This window comes from Aeromonas sp. R4-1 (genome assembly GCF_040908325.1).
Classification (GTDB): Bacteria; Pseudomonadota; Gammaproteobacteria; order Enterobacterales; family Aeromonadaceae; genus Aeromonas; species Aeromonas veronii.
Window position 1 is genome coordinate 1 of the sequence record NZ_JBFODM010000094.1, and the last position, 20,228, is coordinate 20,228.

Consider the following 20,228-nt stretch of genomic DNA (forward strand, 5'->3'; position numbering starts at 1 on the left):
ACCATCGGCCACGTTGACCACGGTAAAACCACCCTGACTGCAGCTATCACCAACGTGCTGGCCAAGCACTTCGGTGGTAAAGCTTTCGCCTTCGACCAGATCGACAAGGCACCGGAAGAGCGTGAGCGTGGTATCACCATCAACACCTCCCACGTAGAATACGACACCGCTACCCGTCACTACGCCCACGTAGATTGCCCGGGTCACGCCGACTACGTTAAAAACATGATCACCGGTGCTGCCCAGATGGACGGCGCGATCCTGGTAGTAGCAGCGACTGACGGCCCGATGCCGCAGACTCGTGAGCACATCCTGCTGGGTCGTCAGGTTGGTATCCCGTACATGATCGTGTTCATGAACAAGTGTGACATGGTTGATGACGAAGAGCTGCTCGAACTGGTAGAGATGGAAGTTCGTGAACTGCTGACCGAGTACGACTTCCCGGGTGATGACCTGCCGGTAGTTCGTGGTTCCGCACTGAAAGCGCTGGAAGGCGACGCTCAGTGGGAAGAGAAGATCATCGAGCTGGCTGGCCACCTGGATACCTACATCCCGGAGCCGGAGCGCGCGATTGACCAGCCGTTCCTGATGCCTATCGAAGACGTATTCTCTATCGCTGGCCGTGGTACTGTAGTTACCGGTCGTGTAGAGCGCGGTATCGTTAAAGTAGGTGAGACTGTAGAAATCGTTGGTATCAAAGATACCGTTTCTACCACCTGTACCGGTGTTGAAATGTTCCGCAAGCTGCTGGACGAAGGTCGTGCAGGCGAGAACATCGGCGCGCTGCTGCGTGGTGTTAAGCGTGAAGACGTAGAGCGTGGTCAGGTACTGGCCAAGCCGGGTTCTATCAAGCCGCACACCAAGTTCGAATCTGAAGTGTACGTACTGTCCAAAGAAGAAGGTGGTCGTCATACCCCGTTCTTCAAAGGCTACCGTCCGCAGTTCTACTTCCGTACTACCGACGTGACCGGTACCATCGAACTGCCGGAAGGCGTAGAGATGGTAATGCCGGGCGACAACATCAAGATGGTTGTTACCCTGATTGCGCCGATCGCGATGGACGACGGCCTGCGTTTCGCTATCCGTGAAGGTGGCCGTACCGTAGGTGCTGGTGTTGTAGCTAAAGTTATCGCTTAATCTTTGGCTTACATAAATAAAGCAAAGCCCCTATAATAGGGGCTTTCTTGTGTAGGGGCGTAGTTCGAATTGGTAGAACAGCGGTCTCCAAAACCGATGGTTGCGGGTTCGAGTCCTGCCGCCCCTGCCATATACCTCGTCTCGTACGGGGCTTTTGTGTCTTTGGTTACGTCAGATACAGGTGGGTTGTATGAGTGTTAGTTCTGAGAGCCAGGGCGGAAGCAAGGATACCCTGCTTTGGGGCCTGGTTTTCATTATCCTGGCGGCCGCTGTAGTGGGTAATTACCTGCTCAACGATGTTGTCGCTGCCGTCCGCGCCCTGGGTGTGGTCGTTGTCATTGCTGCTGCCGGTGCAGTAGCCCTGCAAACCACCAAGGGAAAGGCAACACTGGCATTCGCCCGTGAGTCTCGCCTGGAAGTCCGCAAGGTCGTATGGCCGACCCGTCAGGAAGCCATTCAGACAACCCTGATTGTGCTGGCGGTGACCGCCGTGATGGGGCTGCTGCTGTTCGTTCTGGACGGTGCCTTGGTCTGGTTGGTCAACCTGATTACCGGTGTGTAAGGATAAGCCATGACTGAACAACGTGAACAACGTATGAGATGGTATGTCGTGCAGGCTTTTTCCGGCTATGAAGGCCGTGTAGCCAAGTCCCTGCGTGAACATATCAAGATGCATGGCATGGAAGACATGTTCGGTGAAGTACTGGTCCCGACCGAAGAAGTGGTCGAGATGCGTGCTGGCCAGAAGCGCAAGAGTGAGCGCAAGTTTTTCCCGGGTTATGTCCTGGTCCAGATGATCATGGATGAAACCACATGGCACCTGGTGCGTAACGTACCGCGTGTAATGGGCTTCATCGGCGGTACCTCCGACCGTCCGGCACCGATCTCCGACAAAGAGGCCGATGCCATCCTGAACCGTCTGCAGGATGCCCACGACAAGCCGCGTCCGAAAACCCTGTTTGAACCGGGTGAAATGGTGCGGGTTGCTGATGGTCCGTTTGCCGACTTCAACGGTACCGTTGAAGAGGTCGATTATGAGAAGAGCCGCGTGAAGGTCTCTGTACTGATCTTCGGTCGTTCTACTCCTGTTGAACTGGATTTTGGTCAGGTCGAAAAGGGCTGATTGAATTCTGTACGTTTAACGGTTGTCAGGGGCAGCGAATATCTCTATAATTCGCTGCCCCTTTATTAGTTGGGGAGCCGTTTGCAGGAGCAAGTCTCCGAGGCGCTAGAACCCATTTTTGAGGTATTTTCCTAATGGCTAAGAAAGTCACAGCTTATATCAAGCTGCAGGTTGCTGCTGGTGCAGCCAACCCGTCTCCTCCCGTTGGTCCTGCACTGGGTCAACACGGTGTTAACATCATGGAATTCTGTAAGGCGTTCAACGCTCGTACAGAGAAGCTGGAAAAAGGTTCACCGACTCCGGTCGTGATCACCGTTTACAGCGACCGTTCCTTCACCTTCGAAACCAAGACTCCGCCTGCTTCCTTCCTGCTGAAGAAAGCTGCTGGCATCAAGTCTGGTTCTTCCAAGCCGAACAAAGACAAGGTTGGTAAGGTGACCGTTGCCCAGCTGCAAGAAATCGCCAAGACCAAAGAGCCGGATATGACTGGTGCCGATCTGGATGCAAAAGTACGTTGCATCGCAGGCTCCGCTCGTTCCATGGGTCTGGTAGTGGAGGATTAAGACAATGGCTAAACTTTCCAAGCGTATGCGCGTTATTCGCGAAAAAGTTGACGGTACCAAAGAGTACTCCATCAACGAAGCCATTGCCCTGCTGAAAGAACTGGCTACCGCCAAGTTCGTTGAAAGCGTTGACGTTGCTGTCAACCTGGGTATCGACGCTCGTAAATCTGACCAGAACGTACGTGGTGCTACTGTACTGCCGCACGGTACCGGTCGTGATGTACGCGTTGCCGTATTTACCCAAGGTGCCAACGCCGAAGCAGCTAAAGCTGCCGGTGCTGACCTGGTAGGTATGGATGACCTGGCCGATCTGGTTAAGAAAGGCGAGATGAACTTCGATGTAGTTATCGCATCCCCAGATGCCATGCGCGTTGTTGGTCAACTGGGTCAAATCCTGGGCCCGCGCGGTCTGATGCCGAACCCGAAAGTTGGTACTGTAACTCCTAATGTTGCCGAAGCTGTCAAGAACGCCAAGGCTGGTCAGGTTCGTTACCGTAACGACAAGAATGGTATCATCCATACCACTCTGGGTAAGGTTTCTTTCAACGAAGTTCAGCTGAAAGAAAACTTGGAAGCTCTGCTGGTTGCCCTGAAAAAAGGCAAGCCCTCTTCCGCCAAAGGTCAATTCATCAAGAAAGTCAGCATCTCCACCACCATGGGTGCCGGTGTTGCCGTAGACCAAGCTTCTCTGGAAGCTCAGGCCTAATTGATGGGTTTTACAAGGCGCAAAATTTAATCTATAATTTTGCGCCTTGATTGGTTGGGGGTTTCGACCTCCGTCCAAGACCGCAGGAGGCTGCAAAGCCTTAATGTTTCCTGCGTAGACGGTGCCGGAAACCCAGCGAGAAAGATTCTTTCTCTTCTGGAATCCTGCTACCGCATCGTTCCCCTCTGTTGTAAAGGTAGGGGGGATGTGTCAGTACTGGGTCAATAGACCCGGATTCAATCCAGGAGTTAAGCCAATGGCATTGGGACTCGAAGACAAAAAGGCAATTGTTGCTGAAGTCAACGAAGCTGCCAAAGGCGCTCTTTCTGCAGTTGTTGCCGATTCTCGCGGTGTAACTGTAGACAAGATGACCGTCCTGCGTAAAACCGCTCGTGAAGCCGGTGTGTACATGCGCGTTGTGCGTAACACCCTGCTGCGTCGCGCGGTAGAAGGTACCGAATACGAGTGCCTGAACGACGCATTTACCGGTCCTACCTTGATTGCTTTCTCTAACGAACATCCGGGCGCTGCTGCTCGTCTGTTCAAAGAGTTTGCCAAAGCGAACCAAAAGTTCGAAATCAAGGCTGGCGCTTTTAACGGTGAGTTTATCGCCGCAGCACAAATTGATCGTCTGGCCACGCTGCCGACTTACGAAGAAGCAATTGCGAAGTTGATGGCGACTATGAAAGAAGCCTCTGCTGGCAAGCTGGTTCGTACTATCGCTGCTGTTCGCGACCAGAAACAAGCTGCTGCTTGATTCTCGCCTATTTAGGCTGTTTGAGTTTATTCAACATCAGGAATTTTTGTCATGTCTATCACTAAAGACCAAATCATCGAAGCCGTTGCTTCCATGTCCGTAATGGAAGTTGTTGAGCTGATCGAAGCTATGGAAGAGAAGTTCGGTGTTTCTGCCGCTGCTGCCGTAATGGCTGGCCCGGCTGCTGCTGAAGCAGTAGAAGAGAAGACCGAGTTCGACGTAGTTCTGACTGCTGCTGGCGCCAACAAAGTTGCCGTTATCAAAGCCGTTCGTGGCGCTACCGGTCTGGGCCTGAAAGAAGCCAAAGATCTGGTAGAAGCTGCTCCGGCTAACCTGAAGGAAGGCGTGTCCAAGGACGAAGCTGAAGCTCTGAAGAAAGAGCTGGAAGCTGCCGGTGCTTCTGTTGAGATCAAATAATCTGCATTTATGTAGATTAGCCTGATAAAACAGGCTAGGGCTGGTGAATTTTTGTTCACCAGCCTTTTTGCGCTGTAGACTGAGAGCATTTCACACCGTTTACGACTCTCGGTGCACCAGCAATCCGGACTGTCTTCTTTCGTCCGGGCCAACACAAAACGGTGTTGAGACAGAGCTGTCCCGCGGGACAGAGTGGGTCACTTATCAGCGAGCTGAGGAACCCTATGGTTTACTCTTATACCGAAAAAAAACGCATTCGTAAGGACTTCGGTAAGCGAGACCAGGTACTGGACACGCCTTATCTGTTGTCCATTCAGCTGGACTCCTTCAAGCAGTTCATCGAGGCTGACCCGGAAGGTGAATATGGCCTAGAGGCCGCTTTCCGTAGCGTTTTCCCGATCACCAGTTACTCCGGTAGTGCTGAGCTTCAGTATGTCAGCTATCGCCTGGGTGAGCCGGTATTTGACGTAAAAGAATGCCAGATCCGTGGAGTGACCTACTCCGCGCCGCTGCGTGTCAAGCTTCGTATGGTTCTGTACGACCGTGAAGCAGCTGCCGGCACCGTCAAAGACATCAAGGAACAAGAAGTATACATGGGCGAAATTCCGCTCATGACCGAGAACGGCACCTTTGTTATCAATGGTACCGAGCGGGTTATCGTCTCCCAGCTGCACCGCAGCCCGGGCGTCTTCTTCGACCACGATAAAGGCAAAACTCATTCATCCGGTAAGGTACTGTATAACGCTCGCGTTATCCCCTACCGTGGCTCCTGGCTGGACTTCGAGTTCGATGCGAAAGACAACCTGTTTGTCCGTATCGACCGTCGTCGCAAACTGCCAGCATCCATTATTCTGCGCGCCCTGGACTTCACTTCCGAACAAATCCTGGCCACCTTCTTCGAGACCATCGGTTTTGAAGTAAAAGATGGCAAGTTGATGATGGATTTGGTGCCGGAGCGTCTGCGTGGTGAAACTGCGACCTTTGACATCGTGGCCAATGGCGCCGTGGTAGTTGAGACCGGTCGTCGTGTGACTGCGCGTCACATCCGTCAGTTGGAAAAAGATGCCGTTACCCAGATTGAGGTACCGGTTGAGTATGTTGTTGGCAAAGTTGCTGCCAAGGACTACGCACATCCGCAAACTGGCGAGATGGTCGTGACCGCCAACCAGGCGCTGAGCCTGGAAGCGATCGCCAACCTGTCCCAGGCCGGCTTCAAGCATTTCGAGGTTCTGTTCACCAACGAACTGGATCACGGTGCTTACATGTCCGAGACCCTGCGTGTCGACTCCAGCTCCAACCGTTTGGAAGCGCTGGTCGAGATCTATCGCATGATGCGTCCGGGCGAGCCGCCTACTCGCGAAGCTGCAGAACAGCTGTTCGAAAACCTGTTCTTCTCCGCCGAGCGTTACGACCTGTCTACCGTAGGTCGGATGAAGTTCAACCGCCGTCTGGGTCGTGAAGACGAGACTGGCGCTGGTGTACTGACCAAAGACGACATCGTCGATGTGATGAAGCGCCTGATCGACATCCGTAACGGTAACGACGAAGTGGACGATATCGACCACTTGGGTAACCGTCGTATCCGTTCTGTCGGTGAAATGGCTGAAAACCAGTTCCGCGTCGGTCTGGTGCGTGTCGAGCGTGCGGTCAAGGAGCGTCTCTCCCTGGGCGACCTGGACACCCTGATGCCGCAGGATCTGATCAACGCCAAGCCGATCTCCGCCGCAGTCAAAGAGTTCTTTGGTTCCAGCCAGCTGTCCCAGTTTATGGACCAGAACAACCCGCTCTCCGAAGTGACCCACAAGCGTCGTATTTCCGCGCTGGGCCCGGGCGGTTTGACTCGTGAGCGTGCCGGCTTTGAAGTCCGAGACGTACACCCGACTCACTACGGTCGTCTGTGCCCTATCGAGACTCCTGAAGGTCCGAACATCGGTCTGATCAACTCTCTGTCCGTGTACTCTCGTACCAACGAGTACGGTTTCCTCGAGACCCCGTACCGCAAGGTCATTGACGGTGTGATCACCGACGAAGTGGACTACCTGTCTGCTATTGAAGAAGGCAAGTACGTGATCGCACAGGCTAACGCCGCGACCACCGAAGATGGCCGTCTGAAAGATGAATTGATCCCGTGCCGTCACAAAGGTGAATCCACCTTTATGAACGCCGACCAGATCCAGTATATGGACGTGAGCCCGCAGCAGATCGTATCTGTGGCAGCGGCTCTGATCCCGTTCCTGGAACACGATGACGCGAACCGCGCATTGATGGGTTCAAACATGCAACGTCAGGCTGTACCGACTCTGCGTGCTGACAAGCCGCTGGTAGGTACCGGTATGGAACGCGCTGTGGCCGTTGACTCCGGTGTAACCGTAGTGGCCAAGCGTGGCGGCGTAATCGACTATGTCGATGCCTCCCGTATCGTCCTGAAGGTCAATGAAGATGAGCTGATGCCAGGCGAAGCCGGTATCGACATCTACAACCTGACCAAATACACCCGTTCCAACCAGAACACCTGTATCAACCAGCGTCCTTGCGTGATGTTGGGTGAGCCGGTCATGGCTGGCGACGTACTGGCTGACGGCCCGTCCACCGACCTGGGTGAACTGGCGCTCGGTCAGAACATGCGCGTCGCGTTCATGCCGTGGAACGGTTACAACTTCGAAGACTCGATCCTGGTGAACGAGCGTGTTGTTCAGGAAGATCGCCTGACCACCATCCATATCCAGGAACTAGCCTGTATCTCCCGTGACACCAAGCTGGGTCCGGAAGAGATCACTGCTGACATCCCGAACGTGGGTGAAGCCGCTCTGTCCAAGCTGGACGAGTCCGGTATCGTCTACGTGGGTGCCGAAGTGAAGGGCGGCGACATTCTGGTCGGTAAGGTAACCCCGAAAGGTGAAACCCAGCTGACGCCGGAAGAGAAGCTGCTGCGCGCCATCTTCGGTGAGAAGGCGTCCGATGTGAAGGACTCCTCCCTGCGTGTACCGAACGGTGTGTACGGTACCGTGGTTGACGTGCAAGTCTTTACCCGCGATGGCGTGGAAAAAGACAAGCGCGCCAAAGAAATCGAAGAGATGCAGCTGAAGGAAGCGAAGAAGGACTTGACCGAAGAGTTCAAGATCTTGGAAGACGGTATTTTCGGCCGCTCCCGCAACCTGCTGCTGGCCGCCGGTTACAGCGAAGATCGTCTGAACAAGCTCGATCGCTCCAAGTGGTTTGAACTGGCCATCGAAGACGAAGGCAAGCAGACCGAACTGGAACAGATCGCTGAACAGCACGTTGAGCTGAAAGCCGAGTTCGACAAGAAATTCGAGAACAAGCGTCGCAAGATTATCCAGGGTGATGATCTGGCGCCGGGCGTACTGAAAATCGTCAAGGTTTATCTGGCAGTCAAGCGTCGCATCCAGCCGGGTGACAAGATGGCGGGCCGTCACGGTAACAAGGGTGTTATCTCCAAGATCTGTCCGGTCGAGGATATGCCTCATGACGAGTTCGGCCGTCCGGTCGACATCGTACTGAACCCGTTGGGCGTACCATCCCGTATGAACATCGGTCAGATCCTCGAAGTGCACCTGGGCCTTGCGGCCAAGGGTATCGGCGAGAAGATCGATCGCATGGTCAAAGAGCAGCGCGAGCTGCACGAGATGCGCAACTTCCTGCAACAGGTCTATGACCTGGGCGAGAAGGACACCCAGCAAGTGAACATCGCCGAACTGTCTGATGACGACGTACGTACCCTGGTGGGTAACCTGCGTAAGGGTCTGCCGGTTGCTACTCCAGTGTTTGATGGTGCCAAAGAGCGCGAAATCAAAGCCCTGCTGAAGCTGGCCGATCTGCCGGAATCCGGTCAGATTGATCTGTTCGATGGCCGTACCGGTAACCGCTTCGAGCGTAAAGTAACCGTTGGTTACATGTACATGCTCAAGCTGAACCACCTGGTCGACGACAAGATGCACGCGCGTTCTACCGGTTCTTACAGCCTGGTTACCCAGCAGCCGCTGGGTGGTAAGGCTCAGTTCGGTGGTCAGCGTTTCGGTGAGATGGAAGTGTGGGCCCTGGAGGCTTACGGTGCGGCATATACCCTGCAGGAAATGCTGACCGTCAAGTCTGACGATGTGAATGGCCGTACCAAGATGTATAAGAACATCGTGGATGGCGACCACCGTATGGAGCCGGGCATGCCCGAATCCTTCAACGTATTGCTGAAGGAAATCCGCTCTCTGGGTATCAACATCGAGCTGGACGAAGAGTAAGAGCTCGCTCTTATTGTTCGAGAATTGACGTGGGCGCCCCGCTGTTTTGGCAGCCGGGGCGCCGAGGTTAGACTCCTGACAGGGGAAACACGTGAAAGACTTACTCAAGTTTTTGAAGGCTCAGACCAAGACCGAAGAGTTTGACAGTATCAAGATCGGTCTGGCCTCTCCTGACATGATCCGCTCCTGGTCATTCGGTGAGGTCAAAAAGCCTGAGACCATCAACTACCGGACTTTCAAGCCGGAGCGTGATGGTCTGTTCTGCGCCCGTATCTTCGGACCGGTGAAGGACTACGAGTGTCTGTGCGGCAAGTACAAGCGCCTGAAACACCGTGGTGTGATCTGTGAGAAGTGCGGCGTTGAAGTGACCCAGACCAAGGTCCGTCGTGAGCGTATGGGCCACATCGAGCTGGCCAGCCCGACTGCCCACATCTGGTTCCTGAAGTCCCTGCCGTCCCGTATCGGTCTGCTGCTGGACATGACCCTGCGCGACATCGAGCGCGTGCTCTACTTCGAATCTTTCGTCGTAATCGAGCCGGGTATGACCAACCTCGAACGCAGCCAGATGCTCTCTGAAGAGCAGTACCTGGATGCGCTGGAAGAGTGGGGCGACGAATTTGACGCCAAGATGGGTGCCGAAGCAATCCTGGCATTGCTGCGCGCTATCGATCTGGAAGGTGAAGTCAAAACCATGCGTGAGGAGCTGGATCAAACCAACTCCGAGACCAAGCGCAAGAAGACCACCAAGCGTCTGAAGCTGATGGAAGCTTTCCTGCAGTCCGGCAACAAGCCGGAGTGGATGATCATGACAGTGCTGCCTGTGCTGCCGCCGGACCTGCGTCCGCTGGTACCGCTGGACGGCGGCCGTTTCGCGACTTCCGATCTGAACGATCTGTACCGTCGCGTGATCAACCGTAACAACCGCTTGAAGCGTCTGCTGGATCTGGCTGCTCCGGACATCATCGTGCGCAACGAAAAGCGTATGCTGCAAGAGTCCGTCGATGCCCTGCTGGATAACGGCCGTCGCGGTCGTGCCATCACCGGTTCCAACAAGCGCCCGCTGAAATCCCTGGCCGACATGATCAAGGGTAAGCAGGGTCGTTTCCGTCAGAACCTGCTCGGTAAGCGTGTCGACTACTCCGGTCGTTCCGTTATCACCGTAGGCCCGACTCTGCGTCTGCATCAGTGCGGTCTGCCGAAGAAGATGGCGCTGGAACTGTTCAAGCCGTTCATCTATGGCAAGCTGGAAACCCGCGGTCTGGCGACCACTATCAAGGCCGCCAAGAAGATGGTGGAGCGCGAGGAAGCTGTTGTTTGGGATATCCTGGACGAAGTGATCCGCGAACACCCGGTTCTGCTGAACCGTGCACCGACTCTGCACCGTCTGGGTATCCAGGCATTCGAACCGACTCTGGTCGAAGGCAAGGCAATCCAGCTGCACCCGCTGGTTTGTGCTGCGTATAACGCGGACTTCGATGGTGACCAGATGGCAGTCCACGTACCGCTGACCCTGGAAGCCCAGCTGGAAGCGCGTGCGCTGATGATGTCTACCAACAACATCCTGTCGCCTGCCTCCGGTGAGCCGATCATCGTTCCTTCTCAGGACGTGGTCTTGGGTCTGTACTACATGACCCGTGCCCGTATCAACGCCAAAGGCGAAGGTATGGTGCTGGCCGGCCCGAAAGAAGCCGAGAAAGTATATCGCGCCGGTCTGGCCGATCTGCATGCTCGTGTGAAAGTACGCATTACCGAATACCTGCGTCAGGAAGATGGTTCTCTGCGTGAACACACCGAGATGAAGAACACCACCGTTGGTCGTGCGATCCTGAGCCTGATCCTGCCGAAAGGCATGGAATACGCCCTGATCGACGAGCCGAAGGTGCTGACTGCTGCAGAACAGGCTGATCTGGATGCCAATCCGCAGAACTGGATCAAGTGCGTATCCAACAAGGCGCTGGGCAAAAAGCTCATCTCCCGTCTGCTGAATACCTGCTATCGCAAGCAGGGCCTGAAGGACACCGTTATCTTCGCTGACCAGCTGATGTATACCGGTTTCCACTACGCGGCCCTGTCCGGTGCTTCCGTTGGTATCGATGACATGGTCATCCCGGATGCCAAGAAAGACATCATCGCGGCAGCCGAAGCCGAAGTTGCCGAGATCCAGGACCAGTTCCTGTCAGGTCTGGTAACTGCGGGCGAGCGTTACAACAAGGTTATCGATATCTGGGCCAGCGCCAACGAGCGCGTCTCCAAGGCCATGATGGAGAACTTGTCCAAAGAGCGTAACGTCAACTCGCTGGGTGAAGAAGAAGAGCAGGCCTCGTTCAACAGCATCTTTATGATGGCCGACTCTGGTGCGCGTGGTTCCGCCGCCCAGATCCGTCAGCTGGCCGGTATGCGTGGCCTGATGGCCAAGCCGGATGGCTCCATCATCGAGACCCCGATCATCGCGAACTTCCGCGAAGGTCTGAACGTACTGCAGTACTTTATCTCTACCCACGGTGCTCGTAAGGGTCTGGCGGATACCGCACTGAAGACTGCGAACTCCGGTTACCTGACTCGTCGTCTGGTAGACGTGGCGCAAGACATGGTGATCACCGAGGACGATTGCGGCACTACTGACGGTCTGTGGATGACTCCGTTGATCGAGGGTGGCGACGTGGTCGAGCCGCTGCGTGAGCGCGTGCTGGGTCGTGTGGTGGCAGAAGATGTCATCAAGCCGGGTACCGAGGACGAGATCCTAGTTGCTCGCAACACCCTGCTCGACGAGCAGCTGTGTGACCTGCTGGAGCGTAACTCCGTTGACCGTGTGAAGGTACGTTCTGCCATCACCTGTGAAACTGACTTCGGTAACTGTGCTCACTGCTACGGCCGTGATCTGGCCCGTGGTCACCTGGTTAACAAGGGTGAGGCTGTCGGTGTTATCGCCGCCCAGTCCATCGGTGAACCGGGTACCCAGCTGACGATGCGTACGTTCCACATCGGTGGTGCTGCATCTCGTGCCGCTGCTGAAAGCAGCATCCAGGTGAAGAACACCGGTACCATCAAGCTGCAGAACGCCAAGTTCGTTCACAACAGCGATGACAAACTGGTTATCACCTCACGTTCTACCGAACTGACCATCATGGACGACATGGGCCGTACCAAGGAAAGCCACAAGCTGCCTTACGGTTCCGTGCTGGAAGTGAAGGACGGCCAGGCCGTGAGTGCTGGCGAGACCGTTGCCAACTGGGATCCGCACACCCACCCGATCATCACCGAAGTGGCAGGTCGCCTGCAGTTCGAACACATGATCGATGGTGTGACCATCACTCGTCAGACCGACGAGCTGACCGGTCTCTCTTCTATCGTTGTTCTGGACGTCAACGAGCGTCCGAGCGCCGGTAAAGAGATGCGTCCGACCGTTAAACTGGTCGACCTGAACGGCAAAGACGTGATGATCCCGGGTACCGATGTAGCCGCCCAGTACTTCCTGCCGGGCAAGGCGATCGTGAACCTGGAAGATGGTGCCAACGTGGGCGTGGGTGACGCGGTAGCGCGTATCCCGCAAGAGTCCGGCGGTACCAAGGACATCACCGGTGGTCTGCCGCGCGTTGCGGATCTGTTCGAAGCACGTCAACCGAAGGAACCGGCAATTCTGGCCGAGATCTCCGGTACCATCTCCTTCGGGAAAGAGACCAAGGGCAAACGCCGTCTGGTCATCACCCCGACCGATGGTGGCAACGTCTACGAAGAGATGATTCCGAAGTGGCGTAACCTGAACGTGTTCGAAGGTGAAAAAGTTGAGAAGGGTGAAGTGCTGGCGGACGGTCCTGAGTCTGCTCACGACATCCTGCGTCTGCGCGGTATCAGCCCGGTCGCCAACTACATCGCCAACGAAGTGCAGGACGTTTACCGTCTGCAAGGCGTTAAGATCAACGACAAGCACATCGAAGTCATCGTTCGTCAGATGCTGCGCAAGTGCGAGATCCTGAGCGCTGGCGATACCGATCTGATCGAAGGCGAACAGGTTGAAGTGGCTCGTGTGAAGATTGCCAACCGTAAGCTGGTTGCCGAGGGCAAGACCCCTGCTACCTACCGTCATGTACTGATGGGTATTACCAAGGCATCTCTGAGCACCGAGTCCTTCATCTCCGCGGCTTCCTTCCAGGAAACCACTCGCGTTCTGACCGAAGCCGCCGTAGGTGGCAAGCGTGATGAACTGCGTGGTCTGAAAGAGAACGTCATCGTGGGTCGTCTGATCCCGGCTGGTACCGGCTTTGCCTACCACCATAGCCGGATCAACCAGCGTGCTGCCGCAGCTCGTGCTGTTGGTACCCCGCAGGTGACCGCTGATGAAGCGGAGCAGAACCTGGCGGATCTGCTGAACGCAGCCGGTAGCTTCGACGAAGAGTAACTCGTCATCCGTGATTGAAAAGGGCTCCTTCAAGGAGCCCTTTTTGTTGGCCAATTCCTCGGCAAAGGTAGACGCAGCGCGGGTTTCAGGATGATCCAGAGCAAAGTTGTAGAGTAAAAAATCAAAAAAAGTTGACTTTACTCCCCTGCAATTTAAAACTCGGGAAAGTTGAATGGTTATTACAGGGGTAGAACATGACTGTCGGTATCGAGGAAGCCATGCTTCCCGAAGAACAGCTGATCAGCCGCACTTTTACAGATGAAGACAGGGAATTGTTGCGCTCATACGATGGGCTCATCGATGGTTTGGCCGAGCTGTTCGGCAAGCATTGTGAAGTGGTACTCCACTCCCTGGAAAATCTGCACGAGTCGGTGATCAAGATCGCCAACGGCTTCAATACCGGACGCACCCTCGGGGCGCCCATCACCGATCTCGCCCTGCGCATGCTCAAGGATATCGAGAGCACCGGCCAGGATTACACCCAGAGCTATTTCGCTCGCAGCCGTACCGGCGCGCTGATGAAGTCGAGCACCATCGCCATTCGCAACAGCGAGCGGCAAGTAGTGGGGCTTATCTGCATCAACCTGCACATCAATGCGCCTTTCCACGAGTTCGTGGCCGAATTTTTCCCGACGCCCCAGCAGGCGGCGCGTCAGTCACCAGAGACCTTCGCCAATAGCGTGGAAGAGTTGGTTGCCCAGACGGTGGATAACACCATCGACGAGATCAACCGCGATCCCACCGTGGCCAACAATGCCAAGAATCGCTTCATCGTGACCCAGCTGTTCGAGAAGGGCATTTTCGACATCAAGGATTCGATCAATCTGGTGGCGGACAAACTCAATATTTCAAAACATACCGTTTATCTTTACATCCGACAGCGCAAGCAGGGTGAAGACGAGAACGAGTAACTCATTCCAGAAGGGGATAGATGAATGGCTAAAGAAGTGATTGCAACCGACAAGGCGCCTGCCGCGATTGGTCCGTATGTTCAGGCTACCAAGGTTGGCGAGATGATCTTCACCTCCGGGCAGATCCCGCTCGATCCTGCCACCATGGAGATCGTGGCCGGCGGCATCGAAGAGCAGGCCGAACGGGTGATGAAGAATCTGGTCGCCGTGTTGCAAGCTGCCGGTGCCGATGCCAGCAAAGTGGTCAAAACCACCTGTTTCCTGAGTGACATGAACAACTTCGTTGCCTTCAATCAGGTCTATGCCCGCTACTTTGGCGATGCAGCACCAGCCCGCTCCTGCGTGGAGGTGGCCCGTCTGCCGAAAGATGTGCTGGTCGAGGTCGAGGCGATTGCCCATCTCTGATCAACAGATCGAATCAAGCCCCTCCTGGCAGGGGCTTTTTTGTTTTTGGCGTAAAATGGACCGGGTCAGCACAGGAGTCCTGCTATGAGTCTGAGTTTTGCCATCCTGGTCACGGGGCCTGCCTATGGCACCCAATCGGCCAGCACCGCCTATCGTTTTGCCCGCACCCTGTTGGCACAGGGGCATACCTTGTCCCACCTGTTCTTCTATCAGGACGGGGTCTGCAACGGCAACGGTCTGCATCTGCCTGCATCCGATGAGACTGACCTGGTGCGTCTGTGGCGAGAGCTGGCAGAAGAGCAGGGGATCCGTATCGACGTCTGCGTCGCCGCCGCCATGCGACGCGGTGTGCTCGATGAACAGGAAGCCAAGGGGGCAGGGCAGGCACACTTCAATCTGCAAGCGCCATTTTGCCTGAGCGGTCTGGGCCAGTTGGCCGAGGCGGCGCTCACCGCCGATCGGCTGGTTCAGTTCTAGGGGGGGTCATGAGCAAGAAAATCGCCTTTATCTGCAGTCGTGGCCCCCATGGCCATGTCGCCGGCCGGGAAGGACTGGATGCCTTGTTGGCCACCTCGGCCATGACCGATGAGCTGGCCCTCTTCCTGATTGGGGACGGCGTGCTGCAACTGCTCAAGGAGCAGCAGCCTGCCGCCATTTTGCAGCGCCATTACGCGCCCACCTTCAAGATGTTGGAACTCTACGACATCGAAGAGGTCTATGTTTGTGCTGACTCGCTGGCAGAGCGTGGCGTGACAGTGGATGATCTGCTGATCCCGGTCGAGAGTCTGCCGCGCCAGGAACTGGCTCGGCGCTGGGCACAATGTTCGACTCACATCAGCTTTTGAGGTCTCCATGTTGCATCTGATATTGAACTCCCCCTTTCAGAGTCAGACTCTGGCAGAGGCGCTCTCATACCTTCAGCCCGAGGATGAGCTGGTACTGATGCAGGATGCCGTGATTGCGGCATCGGCTCCCCAGTGGAGTGCGCGGCTGGCGGGTATCCCGCTTTATGTGATGCAGGAAGATCTGCAAGCTCGCGGTTTGCAGCATCGGGTGGGTAATGTGCTCGATATGGCGGGGCTGGTGGCACTGATTGCGCAAAAAGGTTCCCCGCGCACCTGGGGTGGCTGAGATGCACATTTCCAAGAAAATTCAAGGTGATGTCGTGAAATCAAACGGATCCAAATTGCCCTTTTGTGACGCAAATTGTATAAATCTTGACTCCCCAGACAACAGGGCATAAAATTTCGCGTCCCCGTATCTGCGGGGAGGATTTTCCACACGTTTATGAAGTCATTATCAGGAGCCTTTTGATGGCAACTATTAACCAGTTGGTTCGCAAGCCACGCATCAAGCTCGTTGTGAAAAGCAACGTGCCGGCGCTGGAAGCGTGCCCTCAGAAGCGTGGCGTATGCACTCGTGTATATACCACCACCCCGAAGAAGCCTAACTCTGCACTGCGTAAAGTGTGCCGTGTACGTCTGACCAACGGCTTCGAAGTCACCTCCTACATCGGTGGTGAAGGTCACAACCTGCAAGAGCACTCTGTTGTTCTGATCCGTGGCGGTCGTGTAAAAGACTTGCCAGGTGTTCGTTATCACACCGTTCGTGGTGCGTTGGACTGTGCCGGTGTTAAAGACCGTAAGCAGGCTCGCTCCAAGTATGGCGTGAAGCGTCCTAAAGCTTAATGGTTCTCCGTTAAGTAAGGCCAAACGTTAATTCGTTTCTAGTTAGATAGCTTTCTAGTTTTGGGTAATCCCTGAAGTTACGGAGAATTTGAAATGCCAAGACGTCGTGTTGTTGGTCAGCGTAAAATCCTGCCAGATCCCAAGTTCGGATCAGAGCTGCTGGCTAAATTTGTCAACGTAGTAATGGTTGACGGTAAGAAATCTGTTGCAGAAGCCATTGTTTATGGCGCCCTGGACATCATTGCCACCAAATCTGGCAAAGAGCACCTGGCCGTATTCGAAGAAGCTCTGGATAACATTCGTCCGGCGGTCGAGGTTAAATCTCGTCGCGTCGGTGGTGCAACCTATCAGGTGCCGGTAGAAGTTCGTCCGGTACGTCGCAATGCCCTGGCAATGCGCTGGTTGGTTGATGCCGCTCGTAAACGTGGTGAAAAATCAATGGCTCAGCGTCTGGCTGGCGAGCTGCTGGATGCCGCTGACAATAAGGGTTCGTCTGTCAAGAAACGTGAAGACGTTCACCGTATGGCTGAAGCGAACAAAGCCTTCGCTCACTTCCGCTGGTAATCCGCTTGCGCAGGGTCTTTTGACTCTGCGCACCTTTAATTATCTAGGGACAAGCGCCTTAGTAAGAGGATGACAATGGCTCGTACAACCCCCATTGAGCGTTATCGTAACATCGGTATCTCCGCTCACATTGACGCCGGTAAGACTACTACTACCGAGCGCGTACTGTTTTACACCGGTGTAAGTCACAAGATCGGTGAAGTTCACGATGGCGCTGCCACCATGGACTGGATGGAACAGGAACAAGAGCGTGGTATCACCATCACCTCCGCCGCGACCACCGCTTTCTGGTCCGGTATGGGTAAACAGTTCCAACCGCACCGTATCAACATCATCGATACCCCGGGCCACGTTGACTTTACTATCGAAGTAGAGCGTTCAATGCGTGTTCTGGACGGTGCCGTGATGGTGTACTGTGCCGTAGGTGGCGTACAGCCACAGTCTGAAACCGTATGGCGTCAGGCTAACAAGTACAAGGTTCCCCGTATCGCGTTCGTCAACAAGATGGACCGTACCGGCGCCAACTTCCTGCGCTGCGTTGAGCACATCAAGACCCGTCTGAAAGGTACTCCGGTTCCCCTTCAGCTGAACATCGGCGCCGAAGAGAACTTCAAGGGCGTTGTTGACCTGGTCAAGATGAAAGCCATCAACTGGAATGAAGCTGATCAGGGCGTATCCTTCGATTACGAAGACGTCCCGGCCGAGTTGCTGGAACAGGCGCAAGAAATGCGCATGAATCTGGTTGAAGCCGCTGCTGAAGCGTCTGAAGACCTGATGGAAAAATACCTGGGCGGCGAAGAGCTGACCGAGGAAGAGATCAAAGGTGCTCTGCGTCAGCGCGTGCTGAACAACGAAATCATCCTGGTAACCTGTGGCTCCGCGTTCAAGAACAAGGGCGTACAGGCAATGCTGGATGCCGTGATCGAGTACCTGCCGGCTCCGACCGACGTTGCTGCTATCGACGGCCTGAAAATGGACGGCGAGACCAAAGACGAGCGTCACGCTTCTGATGACGAGCCGTTCTCTGCTCTGGCGTTCAAGATCGCTACCGACCCGTTCGTTGGTAACCTGACCTTCTTCCGTGTCTACTCTGGCGTGATCAACTCCGGTGACACCGTGCTGAACTCCGTCAAGGACAAGCGCGAGCGTTTTGGCCGTATCGTTCAGATGCATGCCAACAAGCGTGAAGAGATCAAAGAAGTACGCGCTGGTGACATCGCTGCTGCCATCGGTCTGAAAGACGTGACCACTGGTGACACCCTGTGTGACCCGAACGCACCGATCATCCTCGAGCGTATGGAATTCCCGGAGCCGGTAATTTCTATCGCGGTTGAGCCGAAAACCAAGGCTGACCAGGAGAAGATGGGTCTGGCACTGGGCCGTCTGGCTCAGGAAGATCCGTCCTTCCGCGTATGGACTGACGAAGAGTCAGGTCAAACCATCATCGCTGGTATGGGTGAGCTGCACCTGGACATCATCGTTGACCGTATGCGTCGCGAGTTCAAGGTTGAAGCCAACGTAGGTAAGCCGCAGGTTGCCTACCGTGAAACCATCCGTACCACCGTTAAAGACATCGAAGGCAAGCATGCCAAGCAGTCTGGTGGTCGCGGTCAGTACGGTCATGTTGTTATCGACATGTACCCGCTGGAAGAAGGCAAAGCCTACGAATTCGTCAACGACATCAAAGGCGGTGTCATTCCTGGTGAATTCATCCCGGGTGTTGATAAAGGTATCCGTGAGCAGCTCAAATCTGGTCCGCTGGCTGGTTACCCGGTTATGGATCTGGGTGTGCGTCTGCACTTCGGTTCTTACCACGATGTCGACTCTTCCGAACTGGCGTTCAAAATCGCTGCTTCCATGGCCTTTAAGGCTGGCTTCATGAAAGCCAACCCGGTTCTGCTCGAACCGATCATGAAAGTAGAAGTTGAAACTCCGGAAGATTACATGGGCGATGTTATCGGTGACCTGAACCGTCGTCGTGGCCTGATCGAAGGTATGGAAGATGGCCCGTCCGGCAAGATCGTACGTGCTCTGGTGCCGCTGGCCGAAATGTTCGGTTATGCAACTGCACTGCGTTCCGCTACCCAGGGTCGTGCTTCCTACGCCATGGAATTCGCCAAGTATCACGATGCACCGACCAACGTTGCACAAGCCGTGATCGAAGAGCGCAAATCCAAGTAATTTAAGATTCCCCGCCTACGACGGTAGGCGGGTTTAACCTAGAAGGACTACGTCGTGTCTAAAGAAAAATTTGAGCGTAATAAACCGCACGTAAACGTCGGCACCATCGGCCACGTTGACCACGGTAAAACCACCCTGACTGCAGCTATCACCAACGTGCTGGCCAAGCACTTCGGTGGTAAAGCTTTCGCCTTCGACCAGATCGACAAGGCACCGGAAGAGCGTGAGCGTGGTATCACCATCAACACCTCCCACGTAGAATACGACACCGCTACCCGTCACTACGCCCACGTAGATTGCCCGGGTCACGCCGACTACGTTAAAAACATGATCACCGGTGCTGCCCAGATGGACGGCGCGATCCTGGTAGTAGCAGCGACTGACGGCCCGATGCCGCAGACTCGTGAGCACATCCTGCTGGGTCGTCAGGTTGGTATCCCGTACATGATCGTGTTCATGAACAAGTGTGACATGGTTGATGACGAAGAGCTGCTCGAACTGGTAGAGATGGAAGTTCGTGAACTGCTGACCGAGTACGACTTCCCGGGTGATGACCTGCCGGTAGTTCGTGGTTCCGCACTGAAAGCGCTGGAAGGCGACGCTCAGTGGGAAGAGAAGATCATCGAGCTGGCTGGCCACCTGGATACCTACATCCCGGAGCCGGAGCGCGCGATTGACCAGCCGTTCCTGATGCCTATCGAAGACGTATTCTCTATCGCTGGCCGTGGTACTGTAGTTACCGGTCGTGTAGAGCGCGGTATCGTTAAAGTAGGTGAGACTGTAGAAATCGTTGGTATCAAAGATACCGTTTCTACCACCTGTACCGGTGTTGAAATGTTCCGCAAGCTGCTGGACGAAGGTCGTGCAGGCGAGAACATCGGCGCGCTGCTGCGTGGTGTTAAGCGTGAAGACGTAGAGCGTGGTCAGGTACTGGCCAAGCCGGGTTCTATCAAGCCGCACACCAAGTTCGAATCTGAAGTGTACGTACTGTCCAAAGAAGAAGGTGGTCGTCATACCCCGTTCTTCAAAGGCTACCGTCCGCAGTTCTACTTCCGTACTACCGACGTGACCGGTACCATCGAACTGCCGGAAGGCGTAGAGATGGTAATGCCGGGCGACAACATCAA

General features: G+C 55.1%; 18 protein-coding genes and 1 tRNA gene. All 19 read left to right on the forward strand.

The annotated features are described in order from the left end of the window. Window positions 1–1,137 (forward strand): elongation factor Tu (gene tuf, locus AB5Y90_RS17790; RefSeq protein ID WP_368167430.1); only part of this gene is annotated, 1,137 nt, incomplete at its 5' end. Between the two features lie 53 nt (window positions 1,138–1,190). After that, window positions 1,191–1,267 (forward strand) — tRNA-Trp (locus AB5Y90_RS17795). Window positions 1,268–1,327: 60 nt separating this feature from the next. Further along, window positions 1,328–1,699 (forward strand): preprotein translocase subunit SecE, encoded by a 372-nt coding sequence (gene secE, locus AB5Y90_RS17800; protein ID WP_005306322.1) that lies wholly within the window; start codon window positions 1,328–1,330, stop codon window positions 1,697–1,699. Between the two features lie 9 nt (window positions 1,700–1,708). Further along, complete coding sequence (gene nusG / locus AB5Y90_RS17805; protein ID WP_005306318.1) at window positions 1,709–2,260, forward strand: transcription termination/antitermination protein NusG; 552 nt, start codon at window positions 1,709–1,711, stop codon at window positions 2,258–2,260. A 134-nt stretch (window positions 2,261–2,394) separates the two neighbouring features. Beyond that, window positions 2,395–2,823: a 50S ribosomal protein L11 gene (gene rplK, locus AB5Y90_RS17810; RefSeq protein WP_005339887.1), complete on the forward strand. Its 429-nt coding sequence runs from the start codon at window positions 2,395–2,397 to the stop codon at window positions 2,821–2,823. 4 nt (window positions 2,824–2,827) lie between these two features. Further along, the gene (gene rplA / locus AB5Y90_RS17815) at window positions 2,828–3,529 is read left to right on the forward strand and encodes a 50S ribosomal protein L1 (protein WP_005339888.1); all 702 of its coding nucleotides are present in this window, start codon (window positions 2,828–2,830) and stop codon (window positions 3,527–3,529) included. Between the two features lie 256 nt (window positions 3,530–3,785). Then, window positions 3,786–4,286, forward strand: a complete 501-nt coding sequence (gene rplJ / locus AB5Y90_RS17820; protein ID WP_005339895.1) for a 50S ribosomal protein L10 — start codon at window positions 3,786–3,788, stop codon at window positions 4,284–4,286. Window positions 4,287–4,337: 51 nt separating this feature from the next. After that, window positions 4,338–4,703, forward strand: coding sequence for a 50S ribosomal protein L7/L12 (gene rplL, locus AB5Y90_RS17825; protein ID WP_005306304.1), 366 nt, complete (start codon window positions 4,338–4,340; stop codon window positions 4,701–4,703). A gap of 224 nt (window positions 4,704–4,927) precedes the next feature. After that, window positions 4,928–8,956 (forward strand): DNA-directed RNA polymerase subunit beta, encoded by a 4,029-nt coding sequence (gene rpoB / locus AB5Y90_RS17830; protein ID WP_005339897.1) that lies wholly within the window; start codon window positions 4,928–4,930, stop codon window positions 8,954–8,956. 91 nt (window positions 8,957–9,047) lie between these two features. Then, window positions 9,048–13,352, forward strand: coding sequence for a DNA-directed RNA polymerase subunit beta' (gene rpoC, locus AB5Y90_RS17835; protein ID WP_005339899.1), 4,305 nt, complete (start codon window positions 9,048–9,050; stop codon window positions 13,350–13,352). A 194-nt stretch (window positions 13,353–13,546) separates the two neighbouring features. Then, on the forward strand, window positions 13,547–14,263 hold the full coding sequence (locus AB5Y90_RS17840; protein ID WP_005339902.1) for a transcriptional regulator: 717 nt from the start codon (window positions 13,547–13,549) through the stop codon (window positions 14,261–14,263). Between the two features lie 24 nt (window positions 14,264–14,287). Next, the gene (locus AB5Y90_RS17845; RefSeq protein ID WP_019446597.1) at window positions 14,288–14,668 is read left to right on the forward strand and encodes a RidA family protein; all 381 of its coding nucleotides are present in this window, start codon (window positions 14,288–14,290) and stop codon (window positions 14,666–14,668) included. Window positions 14,669–14,752: 84 nt separating this feature from the next. After that, window positions 14,753–15,145: a sulfurtransferase complex subunit TusD gene (gene tusD, locus AB5Y90_RS17850; RefSeq protein WP_075112885.1), complete on the forward strand. Its 393-nt coding sequence runs from the start codon at window positions 14,753–14,755 to the stop codon at window positions 15,143–15,145. 8 nt (window positions 15,146–15,153) lie between these two features. Next, window positions 15,154–15,513, forward strand: coding sequence for a sulfurtransferase complex subunit TusC (gene tusC, locus AB5Y90_RS17855; RefSeq protein ID WP_307895699.1), 360 nt, complete (start codon window positions 15,154–15,156; stop codon window positions 15,511–15,513). Window positions 15,514–15,520: 7 nt separating this feature from the next. Further along, on the forward strand, window positions 15,521–15,799 hold the full coding sequence (gene tusB, locus AB5Y90_RS17860; RefSeq protein ID WP_368167433.1) for a sulfurtransferase complex subunit TusB: 279 nt from the start codon (window positions 15,521–15,523) through the stop codon (window positions 15,797–15,799). Between the two features lie 182 nt (window positions 15,800–15,981). Beyond that, a complete protein-coding gene (rpsL, locus tag AB5Y90_RS17865; protein ID WP_005306278.1) occupies window positions 15,982–16,356 on the forward strand; it encodes a 30S ribosomal protein S12 in 375 nt (124 codons plus the stop codon). A gap of 93 nt (window positions 16,357–16,449) precedes the next feature. Continuing rightward, window positions 16,450–16,920: a 30S ribosomal protein S7 gene (gene rpsG, locus AB5Y90_RS17870; protein ID WP_005339911.1), complete on the forward strand. Its 471-nt coding sequence runs from the start codon at window positions 16,450–16,452 to the stop codon at window positions 16,918–16,920. Window positions 16,921–16,995: 75 nt separating this feature from the next. Further along, a complete protein-coding gene (gene fusA / locus AB5Y90_RS17875) occupies window positions 16,996–19,101 on the forward strand; it encodes an elongation factor G (protein ID WP_005339913.1) in 2,106 nt (701 codons plus the stop codon). A gap of 54 nt (window positions 19,102–19,155) precedes the next feature. Continuing rightward, window positions 19,156–20,228 (forward strand): elongation factor Tu (gene tuf, locus AB5Y90_RS17880; protein ID WP_021229319.1); only part of this gene is annotated, 1,073 nt, incomplete at its 3' end.

Coding starts and splice junctions, on each gene's coding strand:
- rpsG (WP_005339911.1), top strand. CDS start 16,450: ATGCCAAGACGTCGTGTTGTTGGTCAGCGTAAAATCCTGCCAGATCCC.
- nusG (WP_005306318.1), top strand. CDS start 1,709: ATGACTGAACAACGTGAACAACGTATGAGATGGTATGTCGTGCAGGCT.
- rplJ (WP_005339895.1), top strand. CDS start 3,786: ATGGCATTGGGACTCGAAGACAAAAAGGCAATTGTTGCTGAAGTCAAC.
- tusB (WP_368167433.1), top strand. CDS start 15,521: ATGTTGCATCTGATATTGAACTCCCCCTTTCAGAGTCAGACTCTGGCA.
- secE (WP_005306322.1), top strand. CDS start 1,328: ATGAGTGTTAGTTCTGAGAGCCAGGGCGGAAGCAAGGATACCCTGCTT.
- rplA (WP_005339888.1), top strand. CDS start 2,828: ATGGCTAAACTTTCCAAGCGTATGCGCGTTATTCGCGAAAAAGTTGAC.
- AB5Y90_RS17845 (WP_019446597.1), top strand. CDS start 14,288: ATGGCTAAAGAAGTGATTGCAACCGACAAGGCGCCTGCCGCGATTGGT.
- rplK (WP_005339887.1), top strand. CDS start 2,395: ATGGCTAAGAAAGTCACAGCTTATATCAAGCTGCAGGTTGCTGCTGGT.
- tusC (WP_307895699.1), top strand. CDS start 15,154: ATGAGCAAGAAAATCGCCTTTATCTGCAGTCGTGGCCCCCATGGCCAT.
- rplL (WP_005306304.1), top strand. CDS start 4,338: ATGTCTATCACTAAAGACCAAATCATCGAAGCCGTTGCTTCCATGTCC.
- rpoB (WP_005339897.1), top strand. CDS start 4,928: ATGGTTTACTCTTATACCGAAAAAAAACGCATTCGTAAGGACTTCGGT.
- tusD (WP_075112885.1), top strand. CDS start 14,753: ATGAGTCTGAGTTTTGCCATCCTGGTCACGGGGCCTGCCTATGGCACC.
- rpsL (WP_005306278.1), top strand. CDS start 15,982: ATGGCAACTATTAACCAGTTGGTTCGCAAGCCACGCATCAAGCTCGTT.
- AB5Y90_RS17840 (WP_005339902.1), top strand. CDS start 13,547: ATGACTGTCGGTATCGAGGAAGCCATGCTTCCCGAAGAACAGCTGATC.
- fusA (WP_005339913.1), top strand. CDS start 16,996: ATGGCTCGTACAACCCCCATTGAGCGTTATCGTAACATCGGTATCTCC.